Annotated in this window: 24 protein-coding genes; 17 read left to right on the top strand and 7 right to left on the bottom strand. The window is 53.3% G+C overall.

Annotation, left to right across the window (positions count from 1 at the left end):
* Positions 1-16: 16 nt before the first annotated feature.
* On the bottom strand, positions 17-1594 hold the full coding sequence (locus AB9F29_RS04430; RefSeq protein WP_369754740.1) for a DUF5928 domain-containing protein: 1578 nt from the start codon (positions 1592-1594) through the stop codon (positions 17-19).
* 148 nt (positions 1595-1742) lie between these two features.
* Here AB9F29_RS04430 and AB9F29_RS04435 point away from each other — a divergent pair, with 148 nt between their 5' ends.
* Both AB9F29_RS04435 and AB9F29_RS04440 read left to right on the top strand, forming a co-directional pair.
* On the top strand, positions 1743-2564 hold the full coding sequence (locus AB9F29_RS04435; RefSeq protein ID WP_335583680.1) for a sulfotransferase family protein: 822 nt from the start codon (positions 1743-1745) through the stop codon (positions 2562-2564).
* A complete protein-coding gene (locus AB9F29_RS04440) occupies positions 2561-3541 on the top strand; it encodes a threonine/serine dehydratase (RefSeq protein ID WP_369754741.1) in 981 nt (326 codons plus the stop codon). The genes AB9F29_RS04435 and AB9F29_RS04440 overlap by 4 nt, the downstream gene beginning before the upstream one ends.
* Here AB9F29_RS04440 and AB9F29_RS04445 read toward each other — a convergent pair.
* A complete protein-coding gene (locus AB9F29_RS04445; protein ID WP_369754742.1) occupies positions 3505-4128 on the bottom strand; it encodes a TetR/AcrR family transcriptional regulator in 624 nt (207 codons plus the stop codon). The genes AB9F29_RS04440 and AB9F29_RS04445 overlap by 37 nt on opposite strands.
* A gap of 77 nt (positions 4129-4205) precedes the next feature.
* Here AB9F29_RS04445 and AB9F29_RS04450 point away from each other — a divergent pair, with 77 nt between their 5' ends.
* On the top strand, positions 4206-4964 hold the full coding sequence (locus AB9F29_RS04450; protein WP_369754743.1) for an SDR family oxidoreductase: 759 nt from the start codon (positions 4206-4208) through the stop codon (positions 4962-4964).
* Here AB9F29_RS04450 and denD read toward each other — a convergent pair.
* Genes denD through nth form a run of 3 tightly spaced genes read right to left on the bottom strand, consistent with a single transcriptional unit; the run spans position 4961 to position 7641 of the window.
* On the bottom strand, positions 4961-5950 hold the full coding sequence (gene denD / locus AB9F29_RS04455; protein ID WP_369754744.1) for a D-erythronate dehydrogenase: 990 nt from the start codon (positions 5948-5950) through the stop codon (positions 4961-4963). The two genes, AB9F29_RS04450 and denD, sit on opposite strands and share 4 nt — an antisense overlap.
* Before the next feature lie 58 nt (positions 5951-6008).
* Positions 6009-7001 (bottom strand): adenosine kinase, encoded by a 993-nt coding sequence (locus AB9F29_RS04460; protein ID WP_335583685.1) that lies wholly within the window; start codon positions 6999-7001, stop codon positions 6009-6011.
* Positions 6994-7641, bottom strand: a complete 648-nt coding sequence (gene nth, locus AB9F29_RS04465; protein ID WP_039001931.1) for an endonuclease III — start codon at positions 7639-7641, stop codon at positions 6994-6996. The genes AB9F29_RS04460 and nth overlap by 8 nt, the downstream gene beginning before the upstream one ends.
* A 116-nt stretch (positions 7642-7757) precedes the next feature.
* Between nth and AB9F29_RS04470 the strand changes: the two genes are divergently transcribed.
* The 3 genes from AB9F29_RS04470 (at position 7758) to AB9F29_RS04480 (ending at position 10277) form a co-directional block, all read left to right on the top strand.
* Positions 7758-8609 (top strand): bifunctional helix-turn-helix domain-containing protein/methylated-DNA--[protein]-cysteine S-methyltransferase, encoded by an 852-nt coding sequence (locus AB9F29_RS04470; protein ID WP_369754745.1) that lies wholly within the window; start codon positions 7758-7760, stop codon positions 8607-8609.
* A gap of 106 nt (positions 8610-8715) precedes the next feature.
* A complete protein-coding gene (locus tag AB9F29_RS04475; RefSeq protein ID WP_369754746.1) occupies positions 8716-9366 on the top strand; it encodes an OmpA family protein in 651 nt (216 codons plus the stop codon).
* 143 nt (positions 9367-9509) lie between these two features.
* Complete coding sequence (locus tag AB9F29_RS04480) at positions 9510-10277, top strand: FadR/GntR family transcriptional regulator (RefSeq protein ID WP_369754747.1); 768 nt, start codon at positions 9510-9512, stop codon at positions 10275-10277.
* Here AB9F29_RS04480 and AB9F29_RS04485 read toward each other — a convergent pair.
* The gene (locus tag AB9F29_RS04485; RefSeq protein ID WP_369754748.1) at positions 10274-10540 is read right to left on the bottom strand and encodes a hypothetical protein; all 267 of its coding nucleotides are present in this window, start codon (positions 10538-10540) and stop codon (positions 10274-10276) included. The two genes, AB9F29_RS04480 and AB9F29_RS04485, sit on opposite strands and share 4 nt — an antisense overlap.
* A gap of 297 nt (positions 10541-10837) precedes the next feature.
* Here AB9F29_RS04485 and AB9F29_RS04490 point away from each other — a divergent pair, with 297 nt between their 5' ends.
* The 6 genes from AB9F29_RS04490 to AB9F29_RS04515 all read left to right on the top strand — a co-directional run bounded on the left by AB9F29_RS04490 (position 10838) and on the right by AB9F29_RS04515 (position 17641).
* Complete coding sequence (locus AB9F29_RS04490; protein WP_039001924.1) at positions 10838-11290, top strand: cytochrome c; 453 nt, start codon at positions 10838-10840, stop codon at positions 11288-11290.
* Positions 11291-11305: 15 nt separating this feature from the next.
* A complete protein-coding gene (locus AB9F29_RS04495; protein ID WP_335583689.1) occupies positions 11306-12670 on the top strand; it encodes a cbb3-type cytochrome c oxidase subunit I in 1365 nt (454 codons plus the stop codon).
* The gene (locus tag AB9F29_RS04500) at positions 12670-13482 is read left to right on the top strand and encodes a CbbQ/NirQ/NorQ/GpvN family protein (RefSeq protein WP_369754749.1); all 813 of its coding nucleotides are present in this window, start codon (positions 12670-12672) and stop codon (positions 13480-13482) included. Before AB9F29_RS04495 ends, AB9F29_RS04500 begins: the two co-directional genes overlap by 1 nt.
* A gap of 3 nt (positions 13483-13485) precedes the next feature.
* Entirely contained in the window at positions 13486-15429 is a 1944-nt protein-coding gene (locus tag AB9F29_RS04505) for a nitric oxide reductase activation protein NorD (protein WP_369754750.1), read from the top strand.
* A 387-nt stretch (positions 15430-15816) separates the two neighbouring features.
* Entirely contained in the window at positions 15817-16890 is a 1074-nt protein-coding gene (gene nirK / locus AB9F29_RS04510; protein WP_369754919.1) for a copper-containing nitrite reductase, read from the top strand.
* Between the two features lie 19 nt (positions 16891-16909).
* Positions 16910-17641, top strand: a complete 732-nt coding sequence (locus AB9F29_RS04515; protein WP_369754751.1) for a formylglycine-generating enzyme family protein — start codon at positions 16910-16912, stop codon at positions 17639-17641.
* Here AB9F29_RS04515 and AB9F29_RS04520 read toward each other — a convergent pair.
* Positions 17638-18510 (bottom strand): LysR family transcriptional regulator, encoded by an 873-nt coding sequence (locus AB9F29_RS04520; protein WP_369754752.1) that lies wholly within the window; start codon positions 18508-18510, stop codon positions 17638-17640. The two genes, AB9F29_RS04515 and AB9F29_RS04520, sit on opposite strands and share 4 nt — an antisense overlap.
* 141 nt (positions 18511-18651) lie before the next feature.
* Between AB9F29_RS04520 and urtA the strand changes: the two genes are divergently transcribed.
* The 5 genes from urtA to urtE all read left to right on the top strand — a co-directional run bounded on the left by urtA (position 18652) and on the right by urtE (position 24609).
* On the top strand, positions 18652-19914 hold the full coding sequence (gene urtA / locus AB9F29_RS04525) for an urea ABC transporter substrate-binding protein (protein ID WP_369754753.1): 1263 nt from the start codon (positions 18652-18654) through the stop codon (positions 19912-19914).
* 67 nt (positions 19915-19981) lie between these two features.
* The gene (gene urtB, locus AB9F29_RS04530) at positions 19982-21937 is read left to right on the top strand and encodes an urea ABC transporter permease subunit UrtB (RefSeq protein ID WP_369754754.1); all 1956 of its coding nucleotides are present in this window, start codon (positions 19982-19984) and stop codon (positions 21935-21937) included.
* Positions 21938-21941: 4 nt separating this feature from the next.
* Complete coding sequence (urtC, locus tag AB9F29_RS04535; protein WP_369754755.1) at positions 21942-23174, top strand: urea ABC transporter permease subunit UrtC; 1233 nt, start codon at positions 21942-21944, stop codon at positions 23172-23174.
* Entirely contained in the window at positions 23171-23911 is a 741-nt protein-coding gene (gene urtD, locus AB9F29_RS04540; RefSeq protein ID WP_369754756.1) for an urea ABC transporter ATP-binding protein UrtD, read from the top strand. Before urtC ends, urtD begins: the two co-directional genes overlap by 4 nt.
* A 2-nt stretch (positions 23912-23913) precedes the next feature.
* The gene (gene urtE / locus AB9F29_RS04545) at positions 23914-24609 is read left to right on the top strand and encodes an urea ABC transporter ATP-binding subunit UrtE (RefSeq protein ID WP_335583699.1); all 696 of its coding nucleotides are present in this window, start codon (positions 23914-23916) and stop codon (positions 24607-24609) included.
* Position 24610 lies beyond the last annotated feature (1 nt).

Genomic DNA, 24610 nt, shown 5'->3' on the forward strand with positions numbered 1-24610 from the left:
CCTTTTGCGACAGCGTTTAATCAGAGAATAAGTGGTCAATTTCGGCGAGTCTTAGCGCGTCTTCAGGTGTGGCATCAAGGAACTCTGCGAGAGGAATCGCATTTTTCGCAGGCGAATTCTTTTGCAGGATGCGAAAGTGCATGGGGAAATTCGCGTCGCGGATCGCATCCGATTCATACACCAAATCTTGTTGAATTGTTGGCATCAAGGAGTTGATGGTTTCCTCTGACGGGCTTTCCCCCGCAAGGCCAACCCGAATGGCATGCCCAACCAGATAATCGCCAGAAAAGTCACAATTAATCTCCAGCAGTTTCGTTTTACTGCGATCTGCGTAAAAATCCTGTATGAGGTCCAGATTGCTAGAGTCCAGACATATAACCATTTTGTCGGTTTCATAGTAGTCAAACAACATCCGCACCAACGCGCGCCGATGCCGCGTGCGTTTGCCAATCGTGGACTGAATACCGCCCAAATCGGGCAACGGCGTATTTTCTTCGTTAAAAAGATATTCGATGACGGGAAAATCAGAGGAGCGGCGAATGCCGTCGACCAGGCGCTTGGCAACATGCCATTTCTTACAGGCAACAATCAAAAGTTCACGATTGCGCCCCATGGTTGCTTCTGCCTCCCAGAACCTTGGAGCAAACCGGCGGCCTTCGCGCCCTCGCCCTGTCAGGAACTTAAACAGGCTTCGACCCTCGCTTGAAATTGGGAAATCCGCGTTCTCACTTGCATAAAGCTTCCCCAAGCGAAGTTTGAGTTCTTCGGCCTCGGGGCTCACTTTGCGTGCGAAAAGAAAGTCTTGGCTCACAAGCATATCATAGTGGTCGTTGTAAAACGTCACCGGCATTCCGTATTCCGAAAACATTAAAAACGTCAGTGTCCGCGCTTCAATTTCAACTTCTGGTACCAGATGGCGCACGAGAGTTTGGAAAAACGTTTCATCCGGAATCCACGTGGTGCGGAAGAAACGCATGACGTCTTTACGCTCCTTGGTAAACCGAAGAATTGCTTCAATCGTCCGGCGACGTAGACACCACCATTGGCTGCCGATCTGCACCTGAATATCGGACGGAATTTCGCGCGAGAATCCCAGTTTGCGCTGGAGATTGAAACTTTGATAAAAAAGCCATTTTTGGGTGCGTTCGTTGAAATAGTGGCGATAAATAAGCCGCTCTTCCTTCATCCCCGTTTTAATCCAATCACTTTCGAAATAGTCGAAACTTTCAATATAATCGATATCGGTATTGTCTAAAAACTGGTGTGCATAAACCGCCGATTTAATCGGCATACAGTCGCCAGACAGCATGTAAAAATGCGTCGCCCGCGGGAAAGCCTTTTCAGCGGCCTCAACAGCATAAAGCGTGGCTTGCACCAGGCTCCACGCCCCCCATCCACAATTGATCCGCTTTTTTGAAAAAACAACATTTGAATTGCCCTTCAGGGCTGCGCCAATTTCGGCGAAATGCGCTGGACTGGCGCTTGCGTCAAAATGAATCGCCATATAGTCACCAGTAGCGGTCAGACGCTTGGCTTGCAAAATGATGGCTTCTGGATCCTTGTGGCACAGAAGAATGTAGGCGATTTTTGCCATTTACGAAACAAAACCCTTATTATCCCAGATTGTTTACACAAATAACGCTAACAGGCGTTGAATAAACAGCGTTTCTTTGCTTTTTTGTGCAAAAACAAGTCAGCACCGCGTATTTCTGTTCGGGCACACTATTGGAGACGATAAAAATATGGGCTTTCCCGGCACTTGGATGACCGAGAGTGAAAGCGTGGTATACCGCGTTGTTCCGAAATGCGCCTGCTCGACCATCGGGCAGATCATGTATTACTCCGATCACGGCACGTTTTTTGACGGCGACATTCACGACTCAAAAGCGGGGCTGCATAAATGGGCCATTGAAGCCAGCCAGCCCATTATAGAGCGCAACGTGACAGGCCACGAAAGTTACGCTTTCACCTGTGTCCGCAACCCCTACACCCGTATTCTAAGCTCCTTTTTCGATAAAATCTGCGGCATTCAACGCAATGGAAAACGGTATCGTGGCAATCTGGTACCTTTGTTGGTTCAGAAATACGGGATCGAAGTTGGCGATCCGGAAACAGGATTCGAATTTGATCAAGTAAAGAGCTTTCGCCGATTCCTTTTGTTTGCCCGCGACAGCATTCGTTGGCGCCGCCCGATGGATCCAGACATCCATTGGTCCGCGATGTCGGGGCATGTTTCGACGTTTATTAACAACGGCGGGAAGTATAATAAAATCATATTCACCGAACGTTTTAACGAAGGAATGCAAGAGGTTTTAAACGCGATTGAAACGCCTCATGCGGTGGATCTCGCCCAAATTCCGCGTTTCAATGAAAGTGAAGGCCATGGGCCAAAGCGCCTGCACCCCGTTGAAGACTATTTCGACGATCTGTCCATGCATCTCGTTTATGAAATTTACAAACGTGATTTCCGCCTTTTTCAATATGACTTTGAAAATCCCGCCAACAAGATGCCGCTGCAGCCCGTCGATCTTGATGAAGTCCACGCGAAACTTGGTGAGAAATGAGCTATCCAGACCTTCGCGATATTAAGACAGCGGCCGAATCCTTGCGTGGACAAATCATTCGGACACCTTCGGTTAGGCTGAGTCCTGACCGTATTTCTGGTCTTCCCGCTGATGCTCAAGTGACTATGAAAATGGAACTGTTTCAAGAAACAGGAACGTTCAAAGCGCGCGGTGTTCTGTTGGCGATTGCTGCAATGGACCCAACCGCGCGCGCGGCAGGCGTTGTTGCGGTTAGCGGTGGCAATCACGCGTTGGCCGTTGCTTGGGGGGCGAAAAAATCCGATATTTCGGCTAAGGTCATCATGCCCAAGACAACGGATTCGGCGCGAATTGAAGGCTGTATTGCGCTTGGGGCCGAAGTTGAGTTGGCCGAAGACATCACCGCAGCCTTCGCACGCATGGACATGCTTTCGGCTGCGGGCGCCACGCCCCTCCACCCGTTTGAAAGTCCCTATATGACTCTGGGTGCGGCAACCATTGGCCTTGAGATATTAACGGACACGCCCGATTTGGACGCTTTGGTCATTCCCGTCGGAGGCGGTGGTTTAATAAGTGGGCTCGCTCTCGCGGCGAAACTTATTCATCCAAACATTCGCATCTACGGCGTCGAACCCGTTGGGGCAAACAGCATGACTCGGTCGCTCGAAATAGGGAGCCCCCAGCGATTGGACAAGGTTAACACCATCGCGGACAGTTTGGGCTCCCCCCTCGCCATGCCTTATTCCTTTGGTCTTGCGCAACGATATGTGGATCAGATGGTCGAGGTCGAAGACGACGAGATGACACGGGCGATGACTGTGCTTTTCGACGGCCTCAAGATCGTCGCGGAACCTGCGTGTGCCGCGACGACGGCTGCGATCACCGGGCCGCTCAAGAGCGAACTTGCCGGTAAAAATATCGGAATTATTGCTTGTGGATCCAACATAGGAGCGAAACGTTTTTACGAATTGCTCTCGTCCGGCGCTCCCAAAAGGTAGCCACAAACGGCATCGGTGAGGCGCTGGATCACCGGTTCAAAATCTTTGCACCCGATCTGGGCCTGCGCGCCAATAACCCCTTTGCACATTGCGCTTAAATCAAAGGCAGCAGTCGGCGCATCTATGATGTCGTAACGATCGAGGACAAAAAGAACCGCAGAAAGGGAACGACGTTTTAAAGCCTCGATTTCCGTCGTCATCGGTAACTCGAGTTCCGCATATTCCAAAACCTCCACGCGTCTTGGAGCGCGGATATGGTGCGCAGCGCTGGCCCGCACCATCTTTTCGACCGCTTCCCGCAAGCCAAGCCCTCTAATCGAGTCTCTTGCTCCCTCAAGGTCTTCACACAGATCTTGGCGCATTCGTCGCACCAATTCGATCAATATCGCCTCCTTGGAGGGGAAATACTGATAGACCGACCCCACACTCACCCCAGCCCTCTCGGCAATCAAATTCGTGGTAAGAACCGCCAGGCCACCGCTTTCCAGAATACGAGCCGTCGCTTGCAAAATCACTTCAACAGTCGCTTTAGAGCGCGTTTGAATCGGTATTTTCTTGGGGGTCAGCTGCAGTGATGTTTTAGCCATAGAACGCGAGTTTCCAATGTGAGCTTTTCCTTACATTATCACGGAAACGTCCTTTTCACAGTTAAACTTGGTGCCTAATGTCTCACAAATTTTCTTTTCAAAACAAAACGATCCTTGTAACAGGCGCGACGCGTGGTATCGGGCGCGCATTGACGGACCTGCTGATTGCGCGGGGCGCGACTGTACTTGCTGTTGCGCGCGATGAGCCCGAACTCGAACGTTTGGCCCAAGAGCATCTCGATAGAGTTTTCGTCCTTGCCGCCGACCTCCAAGACCTAGAAATGGTGAGGGCCGTGGCAAATTGGGTCACGGCCGAACACCCAGATTGCGCAGGCCTGATCAATAACGCCGCGATCATGGAACATTCCAATTTATTTGCTGAAGACGGTCCGTCCCTTGCCACATTTCAACGTGAAATCGCCATCAATCTCACCGCACCCATCGGGTTATGCAACGCCCTTCTGCCGCTCTTAAGCGCGCAGCCAAACGCCTGTATCGTCAATGTGACATCTGGCTTGGCAATTTCACCCAAAGCCTCTGCACCAGTCTATTGTGCAACGAAAGCGGGCTTGGGTAGTTTTACCAAAACCCTTCGATATCAATGCGAAGATGCGAAAACCCGAATTCTTGTCAGCGAGGCCGTCATGGCCCTTGTCGACACGGGTCTCTCTCGCGGTGACCCACTCAAAAAAATGCGCCCTATTGATGCTGCAGAGGAAGTTTTAGAAGGGGTCGAAAAGGGTAAGAAAAGCATTTGGGTCGAACGCACCAAAATGCTCCGGATCCTCCACCGCCTTGCACCAAGTGTTGCAGACCGAATTTTGCGCAATGGTTAAGGTAGGGTGCCTCCCAATTCGTCTTCGATATGAACCTGTATGATTTCGTCAAAAGTTTTCTCAGATTGAAACCCGAGGGAAATAGCCCTTTGGGGCGCAAAGGTCCGAGGCCATCCTTGCACAATTTGAATGATTTTTTCGTCGGGCACAGATTTTATTAACTTGACCGCTGACGCTCCTGCCACGCGGTCAAGCGCTGAAATTTGGTCGCCAACACTTGCTGCCAATCCCGGCATCGACATCGAACGACGCGCCCCAAGCTGGCGCGTGTCCATTTGTGCGGCATGAATTAAGAAGCCCACGGCCGAGCGCGGACTGGCATGCCAATGCACAACGTCTTTGGAAACGGGCAAAACAGCCTCTAACCCGATCAGCGGCTCACGCATAATATTGGAAAAGAAACCAGAGGCCGCGAGGTTGGGTTTTCCGGGGCGAATACAGACCGTAGGGAGGCGGATGCCCACGCCATCGACAAAACCCTTGCGGGAATAGTCATTAACCAGAAGTTCGCAAATGGCCTTTTGCGTGCCGTAACTTGTAAGCGGGGTCGAGTGAAATTCGTCATCGATGATATCTGGAAAAGGCGCGCCAAATACGGCGATGGAGGAGGTGAACACCAGGCGGGGGACGTAGGGGGCGTTCGGTGTGCTTTGCGCGCGGATAGCCTCAAGGAGGGTTTGAAACGCTGCGAGATTGATGGCGTATCCCTTGTCGAACTTCTCTTCCGCTTCGCCCGAAACGATGGCCGCAAGATGAAAAATCACGTCGGGACGCTCCGCGACAAGGGAAAGCGCGGTTTCGGGCGCCGTAATATCGGCCGCCCGCAGAGTGACCGCGCCGCCAAAACCTTCGGGTGCCGCGGGCGCCACCACATCCGCGAGGGTTAACTGCGTTATCTCGCGGCCAGAAAGGCCCGCCAAATGCGCCAATCGATTGGTGAGTTTTTGCCCGACCATACCGGCCGCGCCAATTATCAATACGTGCATTTTTCCCTCCTCGGATTTCCAGCAGTTTAGGTGGAAATCCGAGGAGAGAAAGGATTGATTATCCTAAGAGGTTTGCCGCTCGGAAAAGGGCTTTTACGTCTTCGTTCGGACGTGGCCCCACATGGCGAATAACTTCAGCAGCAGCAACACAGCCCATTTTACCTGAAACTTCAAGGCTTTGCCCCGTTGCAACCCCATAAAGGAACCCAGCCGCGAATTGATCACCAGCACCTGTCGCATCAACCGGAACAATCCGTTTTACCGGAATAGTCACGCGTTCACCATCGTGTAGGATAACAACTTCTGATCCGGAGCGCGTACAGGCTACAAGCCCGCAATCAACCGCCGCATGTCCGAGCGCCACATCTAGGTCGTCGGTTTCATACAGGCCGCACCATTCTTGTTCATTCCCAAGGACGAAATCAAGGTCGCGTGACAGGCGTCGAAAATCATCGCGATGACGATCCACACAGAAGGGATCCGACAGCGCAATTCCCGCTTTTCCGCCTGTCGACTGGCAGGATTTCGCGGCCAGTTCAAAGGCTTCCTTGCCCTTAGGTTTGTCAAAAAGATACCCTTCAAGGAACAAAATCTCCGCCTGACTCGTCACCTCTATCGAGACATCCTCAGGTCCCAAATCCGCAGAAACGCCGAGGTAGGTATTCATCGAGCGCTCCCCGTCGGGAGAGACAAACACCATCGAGCGCGATGTCGGCAAATCACCGCCCGCAACTGGCGGATTGACAAACACTGTGCCGCCCGCAGCCATTTTATCGGCATAAAACCGGCCGAGCGCATCATCGTGAACGCGCCCGATAAACGCCGTTGAAAGCCCAAGCCCCCCGAGCCCTGCCAAGGCGTTTGCTACCGATCCACCTGGCGTTTGAACGCGATCTTTCATCGATCCATAAAGTACTTCAGCGCGCTCGCGTTCGACAAGTTGCATTATACCTTTTTCGATCCCCATCATTTCGAGGAAATTGTCATCCGCTTGCGTAATCACATCAACAATCGCATTCCCGATCCCGACGGTTTGGTACTTCTTAGTCATATTCTTTATCCTCAAATTCACAGAGATCACGGATGAGACAGGTACCACACATCGGCTTGCGCGCCTTGCATGTATACCGCCCGTGCAAAATCATCCAGTGATGCGCGTGGCGTTGAAATTCAGCGGGGATGTTATCCTCAATTGCGCGTTCAACGACCACTACATCCTTGCCCGGAGCGACGCCGGAGCGGTTCCCGAACCGGAAAATATGGGTGTCCACGGCCTGTGCGGGAATATCCCACCACATGTTCAAAACAACATTCGCCGTTTTGCGCCCCACACCAGGTAGGCTCTCAAGAGCCGCGCGCGAAGACGGCACTTCTCCACCATATTCTTCCACCAAAATCTGGCTCATTTTCATGACGTTCTTGGCTTTTTGGCGGAACAACCCGATGGTCTTGATATGCTCAGTCAGCCCCTCAAGTCCGAGGTTAAGCATTTTTTGCGGGGTGTCGGCAATTTCAAACAGCGCCTTGGTGGCCTTATTAACGCCAACGTCCGTGGCCTGCGCCGAAAGGGCAACGGCCACCACCAATGTATAGACATTGGTATGGTCCAACTCGCCTTTGGGTTCAGGCTCGGCTTCTTGAAAGCGCGAAAAAATCTGGTGGATCGTATGATAGTTCATCTGTTTTGCCATGCGAACCATATGCCCTTTTGTGACCAATGCGGCAAGTATTCAAAATCGGCGAATTGCGCAAGAAATGGATCGACCCACATCAGCGGTAGATTATGATAGATGCAAAGGAGTTTCCCATGTCGGACAATACATTCGAAAAAAAGTACCATTACGGTGTTGTCAAACGGGCGATCGAAGCCGTTGACGCGGCGGGCGGCGTCCCCCTAGCGCTCGAAGATTTGGCACGCGAAGTACAAATGAGCCCCGCGCATCTCCAACGCCTCTTTTCGGGCTGGGTCGGTGTCTCGCCCAAAAGATATCAACAGTACTTAACCCTTGATCACGCGAAAACCCTGCTAAAAAACAACTTCACGACCCTCGCTGTTGCCCACGAAACCGGCCTTTCAGGGAGCGGCCGACTGCACGATCTCTTCTTGCGCTGGGAGGCCATGAGCCCCGGTGAATTTGCCAAGAAAGGCGCGGGCCTCACAATTTATACGGGATGGTTTGAAAGCCCCTTTGGCCCATGCTTGGCGATGGGAACCGACAAAGGCCTTTGCGGTATGGGGTTTTCCGACGAAATGGGCACCCAAGCCACCTATGACGACTTACATCGCCGCTGGCCCTTTGCGAATTTCATTGAAGAGCCTGCCAGAATCCAAAGATGGGTCACCGCAGCTTTGGAGCAATCGGGCCAAGCCAGTTTGCATCTGATTGGCGCACCGTTTCAGATCAAAGTCTGGGAAGCCCTGCTGAATGTCCCTAGCGGCCAAGTAACCACCTATTCCGAGATTGCGGGGCGCATAGGCAGCCCACGCGCAGTTCGAGCTGTGGGCACAGCCGTGGGGCGAAATCCGGTTAGTTGGCTCATTCCATGCCACCGCGCATTGCGCAAATCCGGCGGGTTGGGTGGGTATCATTGGGGCCTCCCGGTCAAGCGGGCCATGCTTGCTTATGAAACCGCACAGTCCGAACGCGCCGTCTCTTAGGAAAACATTCAGGCAACAAATCGCGCAGTGGTGTGTGTTTGTGCTATCGCTTGCTGCAATTTCCGTTGTAAAAAGGGCCAAATCGAGCAACAGAAAGAGGTCTTAGATGATCCATACAAAATCCAAACTCCTCCTTGCAAGCGCCGCTGTTCTGGCTCTAGCCAGCTGTACGGACCCTGGGTACGTCACAGGCGAAAGCCAGTCCAAAACAAAAGACGGTGCCATTATTGGGGGCCTTTTGGGTGGCTTCATTGGCGCGACATCGGGCAGCCCCAAAAACGCCGCCCTCGGAGCCGCAGCAGGCGCCATCGTTGGCACCGCAATTGGCAGCGCGCTTGACCAACAGAAAAAAGACCTTGATGCCAGTTTTACTAACAGCGCCATCGATGTCGTCAACACGGGTACGGAATTGATCGTCGTTATGCCACAGGGCATTTTGTTTGATTCCGACAGTTCCACGGTCAAATCGAGCCTTGATGGAGAAATCCGCGCCCTTGCGACCAACCTTCAGAACTATCCTAAATCCACCGTCACGATTTATGGCCACACGGACAACACGGGAACCGCCGAGCACAACCTCCTCCTCTCGCAACGTCGTGCGGACGCTGTCATGGCGAAAATATTGTCCGCGGGCGTGTCAGGCGGACGGGTATCTGCCGTTGGTAAAGGCGAAGACAGCCCCGTTGCCAGTAACCTCACAGAAGAGGGCAAGGCAGCAAACCGTCGGGTCGAGATCGTCATTCACCCAACCAACTAAGGGTTATCATTCAAAGCGGGCGCGGAATTTTCCAGCGCCCGCTTTCAATTTAGGGTCTGGCACACGCGGGATAGCAGTTGTTATTTCCCCCTATCGGTCATATATTCTTACCAATTCTGACGCCGCAATCCACCGGACCTTTCATGCCGTTTCAAAAAATCCAATCGGAAAAACTTGCTCAATCCGTCGTTTCCCAGATCGAACGGCTTATTCTGCGTGGCATTCTGCGCCCCGGCGAGAGGTTACCTTCCGAGCGCGAGTTATCTGAACGCATGGGCGTATCACGCCCAAGTTTGCGCGAGGCAATTGCGGAGCTTCAGGACGCGGGCCTCCTCACCAGCAAAGCGGGCGCGGGAATTTATGTTTCCGAAGCATTGGGCTCGGCGTTTTCCTCAGCCCTTGTGAGCCTTTTCGGACGTCACGATGATGCGTTTTTTGACTATGTTTCGTTTCGGCGTGACATGGAGGGGCTGGCGGCAGAGCGCGCGGCGCAAACGGGTTCGGACATAGATCTAGAAGTGATTGATCAGCTTTTTGCCAAAATGGAAGCGGCCCACGCAAAGCGAAATCCCACCGAAGAGGCGGCGCTTGACGCCGAATTTCACCTTTCAATTATTGAGGCGAGCCATAACACGGTGATGCTCCATATGATGCGCGCGATGTACGAGCTCCTGCGCGAGGGCGTATTTTACAACCGCCAGATCATGTTTAAACAACGCACCACCCGCGACACGCTCCTTGAGCAGCATCGCGATATCAACACCGCCATTCAGACGCGTGATCCCGTTGCGGCAAAAGCTGCGACGCTGGCGCATCTGGATTTCGTGGAGCGGTCGTTGTTTGAAAAAGAAAAGGCAGACAAGAACGAGGCGATTGCAAAACAACGCCTAGAACAGGAATTGCGACGTTAGGCGTTTTTTGGGCTCGCTTCCAGAATCAAGCGTAGAACCCATTTCCCCGCCATCCAGCTTAAAACGGGTCCGGTAATCACCCCAAACCAAAGCGCCGTAACAGGTGAGATTGCCGGCACGCCCAGCGCTTGTAACAGTAGGAAAACCATGAATAAATTAATGGCCGCCGCTGTCGCACAGAACGGATAAAACACAAGGGTCAAAGTTCGAAGGGACCAAACTTTGGGTTCTGTTGACGGGGTACTCTTGGCTGATTGCATCATAATTTCCTGCGCATTTGATGCTGAAAGCTATGCCAAAAATTCTAGCGAAACCTTGATCTTAGTCAATTTGGTGAGCCAGCCTACCCCCTGTAAACCTGCGTCACCCACAACCCTAATGTCTGTTTCTAATGCATTTCTCGGTCTAAATCTGGCCCGCAGGGTCCCAATCACACGTCACTCAAAATTAAGTGGCATTTGTAATGCTTATTCGCGTTCAACTTGACCTTGATCAAGGCGCGCATGTTTTTGAACCCTCATTGCCGTTCTATCCGTAACCCTTCGACGAAGGAGAGCGCAATGCGCGACGTCCTGACCAAAAGCATGGCCCGAAATATCTTCTATGGCGGATCCCTGTTTTTTATTGCCATCTTTATCGGCCTTTCGATTCACTCGCATCGTTACATCGTGACGACCTCAACGAACGCGGAAACGCTGACCGAGAGTGTCGCCCACGGTAAACGCATTTGGGAGAACAAGGCCTGTATCAACTGCCACTCGATCCTCGGCGAGGGTGCGTATTTTGCCCCCGAAGTGGGTAATGTAATGATCCGCTGGGGGGTTGATGACGACCCAGACGACGCTTTTGACGCGTTAAAAGGCTGGATGGAGGCACAGCCCTCCGGCATCGAAGGCCGCCGTCAAATGCCCAACTTTAATCTGACTGACGAAGAAATGCGCGCTCTAAGCGACTTCCTCCTTTGGACAGGCACAATCGACACTCAAGGCTGGCCGCCCACCGAGGCAGGCTAGGAAAGGAGCGCAGAAATGAAATATAAAACTCAGAAAATTGCCTACGCGTACTTTATTTGCGCCCTCGGGCTTTTTGCGATCCAAATCCTTGGCGGTTTACTCGCAGGCTGGATCTATGTCTCTCCGAACACACTTTCGGAGGTACTTCCCTTCAACATCGTGCGCATGCTCCACACCAACAGCCTGATTGTCTGGCTTTTGCTTGGGTTCTTTGGCGCCGCATACTTCCTCATTCCCGAGGAAGCCGAACGCGAAATCCACTCCACAAAACTTGCCTATATCCAGCTTGCCATTTTGGTAATCGGGACATTGGGCGTTGTGGTGACTTATGTGTTCAACCTTTTTGAGGGGAACTTTTTCCTTGGGAAAGAGGGACGCGAGTTCCTTGAGCAACCCAAATGGGTAAAGGCTGGGATCGTCATTGCCGCGTTGATTTTCTTGTATAACGTCTCGATGACTGTCCTTAAGGGCAAGAAAACCGTGATCACGAATACTCTTCTGCTCGGCCTTTGGGGTCTAGCGTTGTTGTTCCTGTTCTCGTTCTACAACCCTGACAACCTATCGCTGGATAAAATGTACTGGTGGTATGTGGTTCACCTTTGGGTTGAGGGCGTTTGGGAACTGATCATGGCTTCGATCTTGGCCTATCTGATGCTCAAACTCACCGGTGTTGATCGTGAAATCGTCGAAAAATGGCTCTATGTCATCGTCGCGACCGCGCTTTTCTCTGGTATTCTGGGAACTGGCCACCACTACTTCTGGATTGGTGCCCCGGGATACTGGCAGTGGGTAGGCTCGATCTTCTCGGCCTTCGAAGTTGTTCCCTTCTTTGGCATGATGGCCTTTGCCTTTGTCATGGTTTGGAAAGGGCGCCGCGACCACCCAAACAAGGCGGCCCTTCTTTGGTCGCTCGGTTGTGCAACCTTGGCGTTCTTTGGCGCGGGTGTTTGGGGTTTCCTCCACACATTGCACGGGGTGAACTTCTATACCCACGGCACCCAAATCACCGCCGCGCACGGTCACTTGGCCTTCTATGGTGCGTATGTCGCGCTCAACTTGGCAATCATGACCTACGCTATGCCAATCCTGAAAAACCGTGATCCATACAACCAAGTTCTCAACATGATTTCCTTCTGGTTGATGTCGGGTGGGATGGTGTTCATGACTTTCGTTCTAACATTTGCAGGGACAATTCAAACCCATATGCAACGTGTTGTTGGCGACTATTACATGGACGTACAGGATGCTTTGGCCCTGTTCTACTGGATGCGTTTTGGGGCTGGACTGGTATTCTTTATCGGAATGCTCCTCTTCCTTTACTCGGTGTTCGTGCCACGTCGCGAAATCATCACTGCAGCAGTAGCAGAGGCGGCTGAATAATGGCTAAGGATAATCTCATCAACGAGGGGGGGGCGGCAAACGCCCCCTTCTACCTCCCCCAAGGGGACGAATGTGCGGTTTTTGAAGCCGCCGCCGCCCATGATCTGCCGCTCCTTCTTAAGGGGCCGACAGGGTGCGGAAAAACACGCTTTGTGACCCACATGGCCGCTAAGCTCGGTCGCCACCTCTATACTGTGGCGTGCCACGATGATCTCTCTGCGGCCGACCTTATCGGGCGCTACCTCCTCAAAGGCGGCGAAACCGTTTGGGTCGATGGCCCCCTCACACGGGCCGTACGCGAAGGCGCGATTTGCTATCTCGACGAAGTTGTCGAGGCGCGCAAAGACGTCACGGTTGTTCTCCACCCTCTCACCGATGACCGGCGTATCCTGCCGATTGATCGTACGGGCGAAGAGCTTGTGGCCGCTCCTGGCTTTATGCTCGTGGCTTCCTTTAACCCCGGCTACCAAAACATCCTCAAAACGCTTAAGCCTTCTACCCGCCAAAGGTTCCTCTCGCTCAGCTTCGACTTCCCCGAAGCCACGCAGGAAATCGCCGTCGTCACGCGCGAAACTGGTCTCGATGCGGATCGCGCCAAGGGTCTTGTGCGCTTGGCCAACAAGCTTCGCGCGCTCAAGGGCCAAGACATCGAAGAAGGCGTTTCAACCCGTTTGATCGTCTATACGGCGACTCTGATCCAAGGTGGCATGAGCGTTGAACGCGCGATTGAAGCCGCTATGATTGAGCCCCTTACCGATGACGCAGACGTTAAAACCGGATTGATGGATCTGGTCACAGCGGTATTTGGATAGATCATGGCAAAACTAGAGTTTGAACCTTGGGAACCCGAAGAGACCATCGGAAAACTCTGGCACAGTCTTGCCAGCAGAATAGAAACGCCCCAACGTTATCCCGAAGCCGCCGTAACCCTTGGCGAAGTTTCGGGACGCTTGGCCGTTTTTTTCCGCGCGCTCGGCGGCACCCCCTCGGTTGAAATTCGACCCACAGAAGATGAGCGCAGCCACCACCGGCTATCGCTTTTACGCCGCTTGGGAACAGAAGCAGAAGAGTTGCCGCGCACAAGCTTTGACGGGGAGGCCCTGCGCCTTCCCGCACGCCTCGCCCTGTTTCCCGCCCGCGAAGCCAACGCCGCACTTTACCTTTGGCTCACCGCCGCCACGGCCCATGCCGTTCCATTTCTTGAGATCGAAGACGCCCTACGCGCCGACCTTGCCGCCCTCACTGCGGCCTATAATATGACCCAAGCCACGCAGGAAAACTGCCCCGGCCTCGTGGGTCTGTATACTGACCTTTCAACAGCCAGCCTCTCTGCGCGGCGCGTGCAAAAACTCCCCAAACACGAAGCCGCCGTTGAGGCCGTTTTACGTCACCTTCTTGGTGGCCCTGCCCCCACAGATTCATTGGCCTCGGACTTTTTGGCGCATGTGCTTTCTGGCAAACTGCCAGAGGACCTTACAGCTCCGCGTGGCTATCGACCCTTCCTGCCTGTCCCGATTTGGCCCGAATTGCGCACTGTTCAATTTTCCGCCCCAAGCGGCGTCGAAAATCGCGAAACAGAAGGCACACCCGAAGAAAACACCTCCGAGAAAACACACCGCGCCCGTCGTCGTAAATCCGACCTCGCAGAGCGCCAAGACAGCTTGATCCTCCACAAATTTGAAGCCATCCTAAGCTGGGCGGAGTTCCTGAACCTCAACCGTCGCATCGATGATGACGACAACGAAGACGCAAAAAAGGCCGCCGACGATCAAGACGAGATTGGCCTTGGACAAACCAGTAAAGCCCCCGCCACAAAACTCAAGCTCCACCTCGACCTTGCCCCCGAGGACGTGGACCGTGAAGCTGTTTCCGGAAAATTCACCTACCCAGAATGGGACACGCGTACGGGAGTCTATATGCCCGACCACGTGCGCGTATTGGACGCCGAAGCCCCCACAACCGATATCGCTGCAACCTTTCAAACCGACCCAAAAGCCAAGCGTCGCATCCGCGCCGTGCGCCGTCAGTTTGAGGCTTTGCGTCCGGGCCGCGTCATCATCTCGGGCCAACCCGACGGCGAAGACCTTGATCTTGAGGCCGCCGTTCGCGCCCATGTGGACCTCGCGGCAACCGGCCTTTCCAATGACCGGATTTGGCGACAGTCCCGCCCCCAAGCGCGCGACTTGGCTGTCTCGATTTTGCTCGACACCTCACGTTCAACCCAAAGCAGCGTGCACAACCGCCAAGTCATCGACATCGAACGCGAAGCCATGGCCGCACTCGCTTGGGGCCTCGATGCCTGTGGCGAAACTTTCGCGATCAACTCGTTTTCATCCCTCAAACGCAACCGCGTTTACGTGAATCGCTGCAAGAGTTTTGATGCGCCCATGAGTCGTGACGTCGAATCTTGCATCGCCGCAATGGCACCCGGATTTTATACGCGCCTTGGTGCCGCAATTCGTCACGTCAGTGTCGATCTCATGGCCCAAAGCCAACAACGCAAACTGTTGCTGGTGATCACCGATGGCAAACCCAACGACCTCGACCACTACGAAGGCCGCCACGGAATCGAAGACACCCGCATGGCGATCCGCGAAGCAAAACGCGCGGGGGCAGCGGTATTTGGTATCACTATCGACGCGAAGTCAAAGGCTTGGTTTGCACGCATGTTTGGCGCTGGAAGGTATTGCGTCATTCCGAATCCAGACCACCTGACGACGGCTTTGCCCCAGATATACCAGCAACTTATCGGCGCGTAAGAGCGCGCGCCGTAGCCAACCACCCTTCCCTTAAAAATTCACTGAACCTTCCCAAAAAGTGCAAATTTTCTTTGTTTCTCTTGATCTCCATCAAGGCGCAGACTCGGTAGCACAGTCAAAAAGTTCCCAACGGCGCACACATACAAACCGCGCCAACCGAACGTGTTATCCCGCCCCAACGAGGGGCCGAGACACTTAATTGAAGTCGCGCAAATGTGCGTGACATTGAATTGGAAGGACTAAAAAATGACTGCCTCAACAAAAAAAGAATTCCAACCATCGCGCCGAACAATCTTGACTGGTACCGCAATGGCGGGTGCTGCAATGATGACAGGCGCAGCCCCATCCTTCGCCACAACCCGCCGCAGTGCACCCCATGTACCTTCGATGGGCAAAGGCCTCGTTCTTCCCGTCGCTGAGAAAACAACAGTGTCCGGCGCAACCGTCGATCTGTCTCATCTGCCTCGCGTAAAGCAGGAAATGGTGATGCCACCAATGGCTCCAAAACACGAGCAAGTCGCTACAGGTGGCCCAAAAATCGTCGAAGTCAGCTTTGTTACCGAAGAAAGATTAATGGTTGTCGACGAAGATACAGACGCCAAAATCTGGGCGTTGACTTATAACGGTTCCGTCCCTGGTCCGATGATTATCGTGCACGAAGGCGACTATGTTGAGTTGACAATTTCCAACCCAGAAAACTCCGTGTTTGAACACAATATCGACTTTCACGCCTCAACTGGCGCGCTTGGTGGCGGTGGCTTGACCCACGTTCTTCCAGGTGAAGAAGCGGTTCTACGCTGGAAAGCAACCAAACCCGGAGTGTTCGTATATCACTGTGCCCCCGGCGGTGCGATGATCCCGTACCACGTATGTCACGGCATGAATGGCGCGGTGATGGTTCTGCCACGCGACGGCCTAAAAGACGGCGGCGGCAATGCGCTGACTTACGACCAAATCGCCTATATCGGCGAGCAAGACTACTACCTGCCAATGGACGAAGATGGTGAATACATCCAGTACGAATCCGCGGGCGAAGACTATTCCGATAGCCTCGACGCCATGCGTACTCTTATCCCAACACACTCCGTGTTCAACGGTGCGGTTGGTGCTTTGACTGGAGAAAACGCACTTAAATCCAAGGTCGGCGACACCGTTCTAATGATCCACGCCCAAGCCAACCGCGACACCCGCCCACACCTTATTGGTGGTCACGGGAACTTTGTCTGGGAAGGCGGCTCATTCACTGACTCGCCACAAACCGGCATGGAAACATGGTTCATCCGCGGCGGTTCCGCGGGGGCGGCGATGTACACCTTTGAGCAGCCGGGCGTCTACGCCTATGTCAATCACAACCTCATCGAGGCTGTTCTTCTGGGCGCATCGGCACACTTTGTTGTCGAAGGTGAATGGGACAATGACCTGATGGAACAAGTTGTCGCGCCACGTCCAATGGGCGTTTAAAACTTAGCGGAGAAAACCAATGACCAAACTCAGAGCAAAAATCATCATCGGCGCAACTGCCCTTGTTGGGCTGGGTTTGGGCATTGCCGCCATAACTTTGGGGCCTCTCAGGGGCCCCGATATGCAATACATTCCTCAAATGGAAGCATTTGAATTTTCCGATGGACGCAATGTGATGGTGCAAAAGTTCGAAGTCACGGCAGCCGAGTGGAACCGCTGTTTTGATGCGGATGCCTGCTCTCAGAAAATGAAAATCCGCAAAACGGGCGAAGATTTCCCTGCGACGAACCTCAATTGGATGGACGTGAACGAATACCTGACATGGGTTAATGCGGCTTCGCGGCATGCATTTCGCCTCCCCACCCAAAACGAGTGGAACGAAATGGCCCATGAGGTTTTGCCCGAAGAAAAAGACCCCATTTTCACCGATCCGGAATTATCTTGGGCTTCAACATACTTAATGGAGCCTGAAATCAATCGCTCCTTGCGCCCATCGGGCAGCTTTGAAACCACCGCAGAGGGTATTGTCGACTTGAACGGCAACGTGTGGGAATGGACCGCCGATTGTTACTCGGGAGACTCGGGTAATTCGGATTTGGCCAAATGCCCCGCCTATTTTGTAGCAGGTGAACACATCGCAGCCATCCCGATTTTCACTCGCGATCCCGCGCGCGGCGGATGCGCCGTCGGGTCGCCCCCAGCGCACCTTGGCCTACGCCTCATGACAGACACCCCTGTTCCCGGAGTTTAAGCTCCGATTCTGGCACCCAACTGGCTAACAAAGCGTGCCGCGGCGATCGGCAACGGGCGGCCCTCGATCTGGCATAGGGCAATGTTGCAACGTGGCATGCTTTGCATGATCCCCACCTGTCCACCCATTTGCTGCACAATGTCTGCATCCAGTGCAAGCGTTGGCCAGAATTGCAAACTTGGCAGCGGGGACACATGCGGGGGAACCAATGTGTCCATCTCCAGAATTTGATGAATATTTAACCGCGCTTGGGCAAAATGCGTATCCAAAAGGTTCCGCATTCCCGTGCCATTTGTGGGCAAAATAACGTCGTGATCTTCGAGTTCGTGGGGATAGAGGACCGTTTTGCTGCCCTTCCCCAAAACGAGTGAAATCGACCCATGTTCTTGCAAGATGGTTTCGACGCCTGACCGTGGTTTGGGTTCAAGGATGAGGCCCAAGTCCGCCTGCCCGTTCAGGAGCATTTCGTTGATGCTGTCGCTGTCCCCGGTCACCACCGAAAAACTAACGCGCGGATGGCGTTCACGAAAGGCGGCGATCTCTTTTGGCAGGAACCCCAGTGAAAACGGCGCACTAACAGCAAGATTTACCTGCCCGATTCGCACGCCCTTCATATCCGCCACGATTCCATTTGCGCGATCTAATTCAGCAAGGTGCCCAATAAAGTGGCGGTGGTATATTTCTCCGACGGTCGACAGTCGAACGCCCACAGAAAGGCGGTCAAAAATTTCCGCGCCAAGTTCCTCCTCCACAGCCTTCACTTGTCGAACAAGTGCAGATGGCGAAATTCCCAATAGTTCCGATGCCTTACGGAACGACCCCTGCTCTGCGACGGTCTTGATTGCACGGTAGATTTGGAGGTGGCGCACGGTGTTGCCTTTTGTGAGCGTTGCACTATTTGCAACACATAAGGTCATATTTTGCTACAGACAGCAACACAATAGCTTTTTAAGCCTATTTCCTAGGCGCGGACCGAACTGCGCCACAGAGACAATAGGGAACCTGACACGATGAAGAAACTTCTCTCCACAGCAGCAGCCGTTGCAACCCTCGCAACCGCAGCCCACGCCGACATTAAAGTTGGCATCCTCCACTCTCTTTCCGGCACGATGGCGATCTCGGAAACAACCCTCAAAGATACGATGTTGATGCTCATCGATGAGCAAAACGCCAAGGGCGGCGTGAACGGCGAAATGCTTGTTCCCGTGGTTGTAGACCCAGCATCCGACTGGCCATTGTTCGCGGAAAAAGCGCGCGAATTGCTCACCGTTCATGATGTCGATGTTATTTTTGGCAACTGGACTTCGGTTTCGCGCAAATCAGTTCTTCCAGTGATCGAAGAGCTTAATGGCCTGCTATTCTACCCCGTTCAATACGAGGGCGAAGAAAGCTCCAAAAACGTATTTTACACAGGTGCGGCGCCCAACCAGCAAGCCATCCCTGCAACCGACTACCTCCTTGATGAGCTTGGCGTTGAGAAATTCGCCCTCCTTGGCACTGACTATGTTTATCCGCGCACAACCAACAAAATCCTTGAGCAATACCTCAAAGACAAAGGCATTCCGGCTGAAGACATCTTCGTAAACTACACACCTTTCGGTCACTCTGACTGGTCCAAAATCGTCGCCGACGTTGTTGCCCTAGGGGCCGACGGTAAAAAAGTTGGCGTTATTTCTACAATCAACGGCGATGCAAACATCGGCTTCTACAAAGAGCTTGCCGCTGCTGGTATCTCGGCGGATGACATCCCCGTCGTTGCCTTCTCTGTGGGCGAAGAAGAGCTTTCCGGTCTTGATACAGCAAACCTTGTTGGTCACCTCGCCGCTTGGAACTACTTCCAATCCGCAGAATCCGATGCAAACGCCGAATTTATCGCCGCTTGGAAAGCGAAAATGGGCGACGAGCGCGTCACAAACGACCCGATGGAAGCGCATTACATCGGTTTTAACATGTGGGTAAACGCCGTTGAAGAAGCAGGCACAACCGACGTCGATGCCGTTCGCGCCGCGATGTATGGCCAAGAATTCCCGAACCTCACGGGCGGTATGGCCGTTATGTTGCCAAACCACCACCTGTCAAAACCCGTCTTGATCGGCGAAATCCAAGCAGACGGTCAATTCGATATCGTTAGCCAAACAACTGAAGTTCCGGGCGATGCGTGGACTGACTTCTTGCCAGAATCCGCGGTTCTTACATCCGATTGGAAAGACCTTGGTTGCGGCATGTACAACACCGAAACAAAGACCTGCGTTCAGATAAAATCCAACTACTAAGCGCTTGAAAATTCTCAAAGGGGGCGTTCGCGCCCTCTTTTTTCACGAATAACCCCGACAGGCTCCCATGAAAACTCTCCTCCTAGCGCTGTTTACCGCGTTTGTGCTCTCTGTCTCCCCTGTTGACGCAAATTCCCAACCTGTCGATATCCAAGACATTCTGGCAACGCATGAAGCCACCATTGTCAAAAGCTCCCGTCTGACGGTTGAGCCCGCGATTGTCGCCCTGCGCGACAGTGGTCTCCCTGAAGCTCAAATGGTACTAGAAGCATGGCAGGGGAAAAACCTTTGGCAACTTGAAGCGGACAAGCGTTTTGTGACCGCCAAAATTACACCGACCAAAACCTATGCAATTTTCGACGTCATCTCTGGCGAAGCCTTGGGCGAAGTTGAGAAAGACGCGATCAATCAGATCAAACCAAATTCAGGCGTTCGTGGGCTGATTGGTGCTGCACTTGTGCGGTTCCAACTCATGGACCCAGACATCGAAAAACGCCGTGACGCCCTCGTCGCGATTGGCCGCGATTCAACGGCCTACCACCTGCCCGCCATTCGAGGGGCTATTGACGGTGAAACAGACCCCGCGATTAAAGTTGAGAAAATCCGCCTAGAACGCCTTTTGGCTGTCCAATATGAATCCGATGTTCAACTGCGCGTTGCTGCGATCAAATCCCTCAAAGGCGACCTTGGCGTTGACGCCCGTGCCGCCCTCAATCCGATCCTGCAAACGTCACCGCTTGCAGACTTGGGCAAGCCAACGGGCAACGTCGCTCGCACTCTTAAAGTCGACACAGACATCAGTCCGGACGAGGCCTACGCCCTCCTGATTGAGGAGAACCTTGCGCTTCCGATCCCTACCCACAAAGAAATTCGCGCGGCTCTTGAAGAAAACATTGTCGACGGTTTCGTCGCAGGAGTACCCACCTATACCCTCGATACGGACGAAGCCCGTGAAGCCGCCTATACAACACTGGCAGAGCAAGAGCTTGTGGCTCCGCTTATTTCCGCCGCCGCCCAGCGCGCGAGCATCGCAGCCCACAGTTACTACGAAATCTATACCGAGCCGAACGCCGAAGTGACAACCGCCGCGCGTGAAACGCTGGATGCGATTGAGGTCAAAGTCGGCATCAGCCAAGCAATCGATCTGACCCTAGATGGCCTTTCACTTGCGTCAATTTACTTCCTCGCGGCCATTGGCCTTGCCATCACGTTCGGGGTGATGGGCGTTATCAATATGGCTCATGGCGAGTTTATCATGATGGGGGCCTATACAGGATATGTGGTTCAGCAAATCGTTCCGAACTATACGCTCTCGCTCATTATCGCGCTTCCTGCGGCTTTCTTGGTGACCTTCGCTGCGGGTGTCGCGATGGAGCGGTTGGTCATTCGTTGGCTATACAATCGTCCGCTTGAAACCCTGCTGGCCACATTCGGTATTTCCGTCGCCCTCCAGCAACTGGCCAAAAATATCTTCGGCACACAAGCTCGCCCCCTCACCTCCCCCGCTTGGCTCGACGGCGCTTTGTCCATCAACGACGTGGTGTCCATTAGCTATATTCGCATCGCGATCTTTGTTTTGGCACTGATCTTCTTGATGCTGTTTCTCTTCATCATGAAGAAAACGCGGGTCGGTCTTGAAGTGCGCGCGGTAACTCAAAATCCCCGTATGGCCTCCTCAATGGGGATCAATCCCGACCGCATCAATATGCTCACTTTCGGACTGGGTTCAGGTATTGCGGGGATCGCGGGCGTCGCGATTGGCCTCTTCGCCAAGGTAACCTCGGAGATCGGCAACGACTATATCGTGCAAAGTTTTATGACGGTTGTTGTTGGGGGTGTCGGCAATATTTGGGGTACCCTCGCAGGGGCCCTGATGATTGGTGGACTGCAAAAATCGATCGAATGGTTCAACCCCTCAAACACGCTGGCAGCCCAAACCTATATGATCATCTTTATCATTATTTTCATCCAGTTCCGCCCCAAAGGCATCATCGCCCTCAAGGGCCGTGCGGCAGGAGATTGATCCCATGAAAAACACCTTTTTTGCGCGCAACCCGTCCGTCCTCATATTCATAGCCTGCCTCGCGCTCCTGACACTCGTGGTCTCAGTTCTCTCTGAAGGCTTTGGTGTGGGCATTATTTCTACAAGCTTCATTAAGACCTTAGGCAAAACGCTCTGCCTCTGCTTGATCGCCCTCGCGATGGACCTTGTTTGGGGGTATTGCGGGATTTTGTCCCTTGGGCATTTCGCATTTTTCGGGATTGGCGGCTATATGATCGGCATGTGGCTGATGTATGCTCGGACCGAACTCATCGTCGCAAGCTCCCTCTCGGACGCCAGCATTCCGCCCACCGTTCAAGAAGTGTCCGACGCCATCGGCAACCAAATATTCGGCGTTGTGGGGGGCTCAGATATTCCCCTCATCTGGAGTTTTGCCGACAGTCTGACGATCCAATTAGCGCTCGTGATTTTGGTGCCGGGCCTCCTTGCTGCAATCTTTGGCTGGCTTGCCTTTCGCAGTCGCGTCACAGGGGTTTACCTCTCCATCCTGACCCAAGCCATGACCCTCGCGCTCTCGCTGTACCTCTTTCAAAACGAAAGCGGCCTGCGCGGTAATAACGGCCTGTCAGGATTGCAAAACCTCCCCGGCCTTGACGCCGTGCCACAATCGGCAATTTCACTTTGGTTTTTCTGGGCGTCCGCCCTTGCGCTTGGGCTTGGCTATATCCTTTCTGCATGGGTTGTTTCTGGAAAGTTCGGCAGCGTCATTCGCGGCATTCGCGACGATGAAGCTCGCGTTCGGTTCCTCGGCTATTCGGTCGAAAGCTACAAACTCTTTATATTCACGCTGACGGCGATCATCGCTGCGATTGCTGGCGCGCTGTACTACCCACAGGCAGGGATCATCAATCCCGGAGAAATGGCGCCCATCGCCTCAATCTACCTCGCAGTTTGGGTTGCAATCGGCGGACGCGGACGCCTCTATGGAGCGGTTCTCGGCGCGGCCCTCGTGTCGCTTCTCTCCACATGGTTCACAGGCGGCCAAGCCCCCGATATCCCCCTTGGTTTCTATACAGTTCAATGGGTTGACTGGTGGCTCGTCCTTCTTGGCCTCTCGTTTGTATTGGTCACACTTTACGCGCCAAGTGGACTAGGGGGCTTGTTTGACTTCTTCTCTGGTCGACTGGCGCCAAATCGCCACGGTGCAGATCTCGGCCCTGATGCGGGCTCTCTTCGGGAACAGGAGGCCAAAGAATGAGCACACTTTTAGAAGTATCCGGCGTTTCAGTATCCTTTGACGGCTTCAAGGCCATTAACAATCTGAGCTTTCAAATCGCTGATGCGGAATTACGGGCAGTCATTGGGCCAAACGGAGCGGGAAAAACAACGTTTATGGACATCGTAACTGGCAAAACACGTCCAGACGAAGGGCGGGTCCTGTTTGGCGAGAAATCCCTGTCGCTTTTGCGCATGTCCGAAGCCAAAATTGCCCAAGCGGGTGTGGGTCGAAAATTCCAGCGCCCCACCGTATTTGAAGACCAAAGCGTTTTTGATAACCTGCTTCTGGCCCTCAAGAAGAACCGTTCACCGTTTTCCGTTTTGTTCTATAGAAAGTCAGAACAAGATGCCGAGAAAGTACGTGCCCTCGCGGCGCAAATCGGCCTTTCGGAGCAACTTGAGCGCCACTCAGGCGAACTGTCGCATGGACAAAAACAGTGGCTCGAAATTGGCATGCTACTGGCGCAGGAACCGCGTTTGCTTCTCGTCGACGAACCCGCCGCAGGCATGACATTGGCCGAACGCGAACAAACAACCGATATCCTCGTCGAAGCCGCAAAAACCCGCGCGGTTGTGGTCGTTGAACATGACATGGAGTTTGTTCGCCGCCTTAATTGCAAAGTGACCGTCCTTCATGAAGGCTCAGTCCTTGCAGAAGGTAGTCTCGATCACGTGACCTCAAACCAAGACGTCATCGACGTATATTTAGGACGATAGATATGTTGGAAATCAAAGGGTTGACCCTGCACTATTCCGGTTCTCAAATATTGAACGGCATCGATTTGACAGCAGAAAGCGGTCAGGTGACCTGTGTTATGGGAACGAATGGCGTGGGCAAAACGAGCCTTCTGAAAGCCATTTCAGGCACCCATCATCGCACGGATGGAAGTTATACCTTAAATGGCGAAGCGCTGGAAAAACCACCAGCGCACGCCTTGGCGCTCAAAGGGGTTGGATATGTGCCACAGGGGCGCGATGTCTTTCCGTTGATGACAGTACGGGAGAATTTGGAAACGGGTTTTGCCTGCCTACCCAAATCGGAACACATGGTGCCCGATCAAATCTTCGAACTTTTTCCCGTTTTGAAGGAAATGGAGGCGCGGCGTGGCGGCGATCTTTCTGGCGGCCAGCAGCAGCAACTTGCGATTGGCCGAGCCCTCATCACCAAGCCCAAATTGCTTCTGTTGGATGAACCCACAGAGGGCATTCAACCGAACATCATTCAACAAATTGGCCGCGTCATTGAGTATTTGCGCGATCAAGGAGATATGGCAATCATTCTGGTTGAGCAGTATTTTAGCTTTGCCTACGACCTCGCCGATGCATTTTGTGTACTGACACGCGGTTCGGTATCGCTTGCCGGCACAAAAGCCGAGCTTAAAAAAGCTGAACTTGTTAAATCAGTTTCCGTTTAGG

The sequence above is a fragment of the Falsihalocynthiibacter sp. S25ZX9 genome, from assembly GCF_041205405.1.
Taxonomy (GTDB): domain Bacteria; phylum Pseudomonadota; class Alphaproteobacteria; order Rhodobacterales; family Rhodobacteraceae; genus Falsihalocynthiibacter; species Falsihalocynthiibacter arcticus.

Coding starts and splice junctions, on each gene's coding strand:
- AB9F29_RS04430 (WP_369754740.1), bottom strand. CDS start 1,594: ATGGCAAAAATCGCCTACATTCTTCTGTGCCACAAGGATCCAGAAGCC.
- AB9F29_RS04435 (WP_335583680.1), top strand. CDS start 1,743: ATGGGCTTTCCCGGCACTTGGATGACCGAGAGTGAAAGCGTGGTATAC.
- AB9F29_RS04440 (WP_369754741.1), top strand. CDS start 2,561: ATGAGCTATCCAGACCTTCGCGATATTAAGACAGCGGCCGAATCCTTG.
- AB9F29_RS04445 (WP_369754742.1), bottom strand. CDS start 4,128: ATGGCTAAAACATCACTGCAGCTGACCCCCAAGAAAATACCGATTCAA.
- AB9F29_RS04450 (WP_369754743.1), top strand. CDS start 4,206: ATGTCTCACAAATTTTCTTTTCAAAACAAAACGATCCTTGTAACAGGC.
- denD (WP_369754744.1), bottom strand. CDS start 5,950: ATGCACGTATTGATAATTGGCGCGGCCGGTATGGTCGGGCAAAAACTC.
- AB9F29_RS04460 (WP_335583685.1), bottom strand. CDS start 7,001: ATGACTAAGAAGTACCAAACCGTCGGGATCGGGAATGCGATTGTTGAT.
- nth (WP_039001931.1), bottom strand. CDS start 7,641: ATGGCAAAACAGATGAACTATCATACGATCCACCAGATTTTTTCGCGC.
- AB9F29_RS04470 (WP_369754745.1), top strand. CDS start 7,758: ATGTCGGACAATACATTCGAAAAAAAGTACCATTACGGTGTTGTCAAA.
- AB9F29_RS04475 (WP_369754746.1), top strand. CDS start 8,716: ATGATCCATACAAAATCCAAACTCCTCCTTGCAAGCGCCGCTGTTCTG.
- AB9F29_RS04480 (WP_369754747.1), top strand. CDS start 9,510: ATGCCGTTTCAAAAAATCCAATCGGAAAAACTTGCTCAATCCGTCGTT.
- AB9F29_RS04485 (WP_369754748.1), bottom strand. CDS start 10,540: ATGATGCAATCAGCCAAGAGTACCCCGTCAACAGAACCCAAAGTTTGG.
- AB9F29_RS04490 (WP_039001924.1), top strand. CDS start 10,838: ATGCGCGACGTCCTGACCAAAAGCATGGCCCGAAATATCTTCTATGGC.
- AB9F29_RS04495 (WP_335583689.1), top strand. CDS start 11,306: ATGAAATATAAAACTCAGAAAATTGCCTACGCGTACTTTATTTGCGCC.
- AB9F29_RS04500 (WP_369754749.1), top strand. CDS start 12,670: ATGGCTAAGGATAATCTCATCAACGAGGGGGGGGCGGCAAACGCCCCC.
- AB9F29_RS04505 (WP_369754750.1), top strand. CDS start 13,486: ATGGCAAAACTAGAGTTTGAACCTTGGGAACCCGAAGAGACCATCGGA.
- nirK (WP_369754919.1), top strand. CDS start 15,817: ATGGGCAAAGGCCTCGTTCTTCCCGTCGCTGAGAAAACAACAGTGTCC.
- AB9F29_RS04515 (WP_369754751.1), top strand. CDS start 16,910: ATGACCAAACTCAGAGCAAAAATCATCATCGGCGCAACTGCCCTTGTT.
- urtA (WP_369754753.1), top strand. CDS start 18,652: ATGAAGAAACTTCTCTCCACAGCAGCAGCCGTTGCAACCCTCGCAACC.
- urtB (WP_369754754.1), top strand. CDS start 19,982: ATGAAAACTCTCCTCCTAGCGCTGTTTACCGCGTTTGTGCTCTCTGTC.
- urtC (WP_369754755.1), top strand. CDS start 21,942: ATGAAAAACACCTTTTTTGCGCGCAACCCGTCCGTCCTCATATTCATA.
- urtD (WP_369754756.1), top strand. CDS start 23,171: ATGAGCACACTTTTAGAAGTATCCGGCGTTTCAGTATCCTTTGACGGC.
- urtE (WP_335583699.1), top strand. CDS start 23,914: ATGTTGGAAATCAAAGGGTTGACCCTGCACTATTCCGGTTCTCAAATA.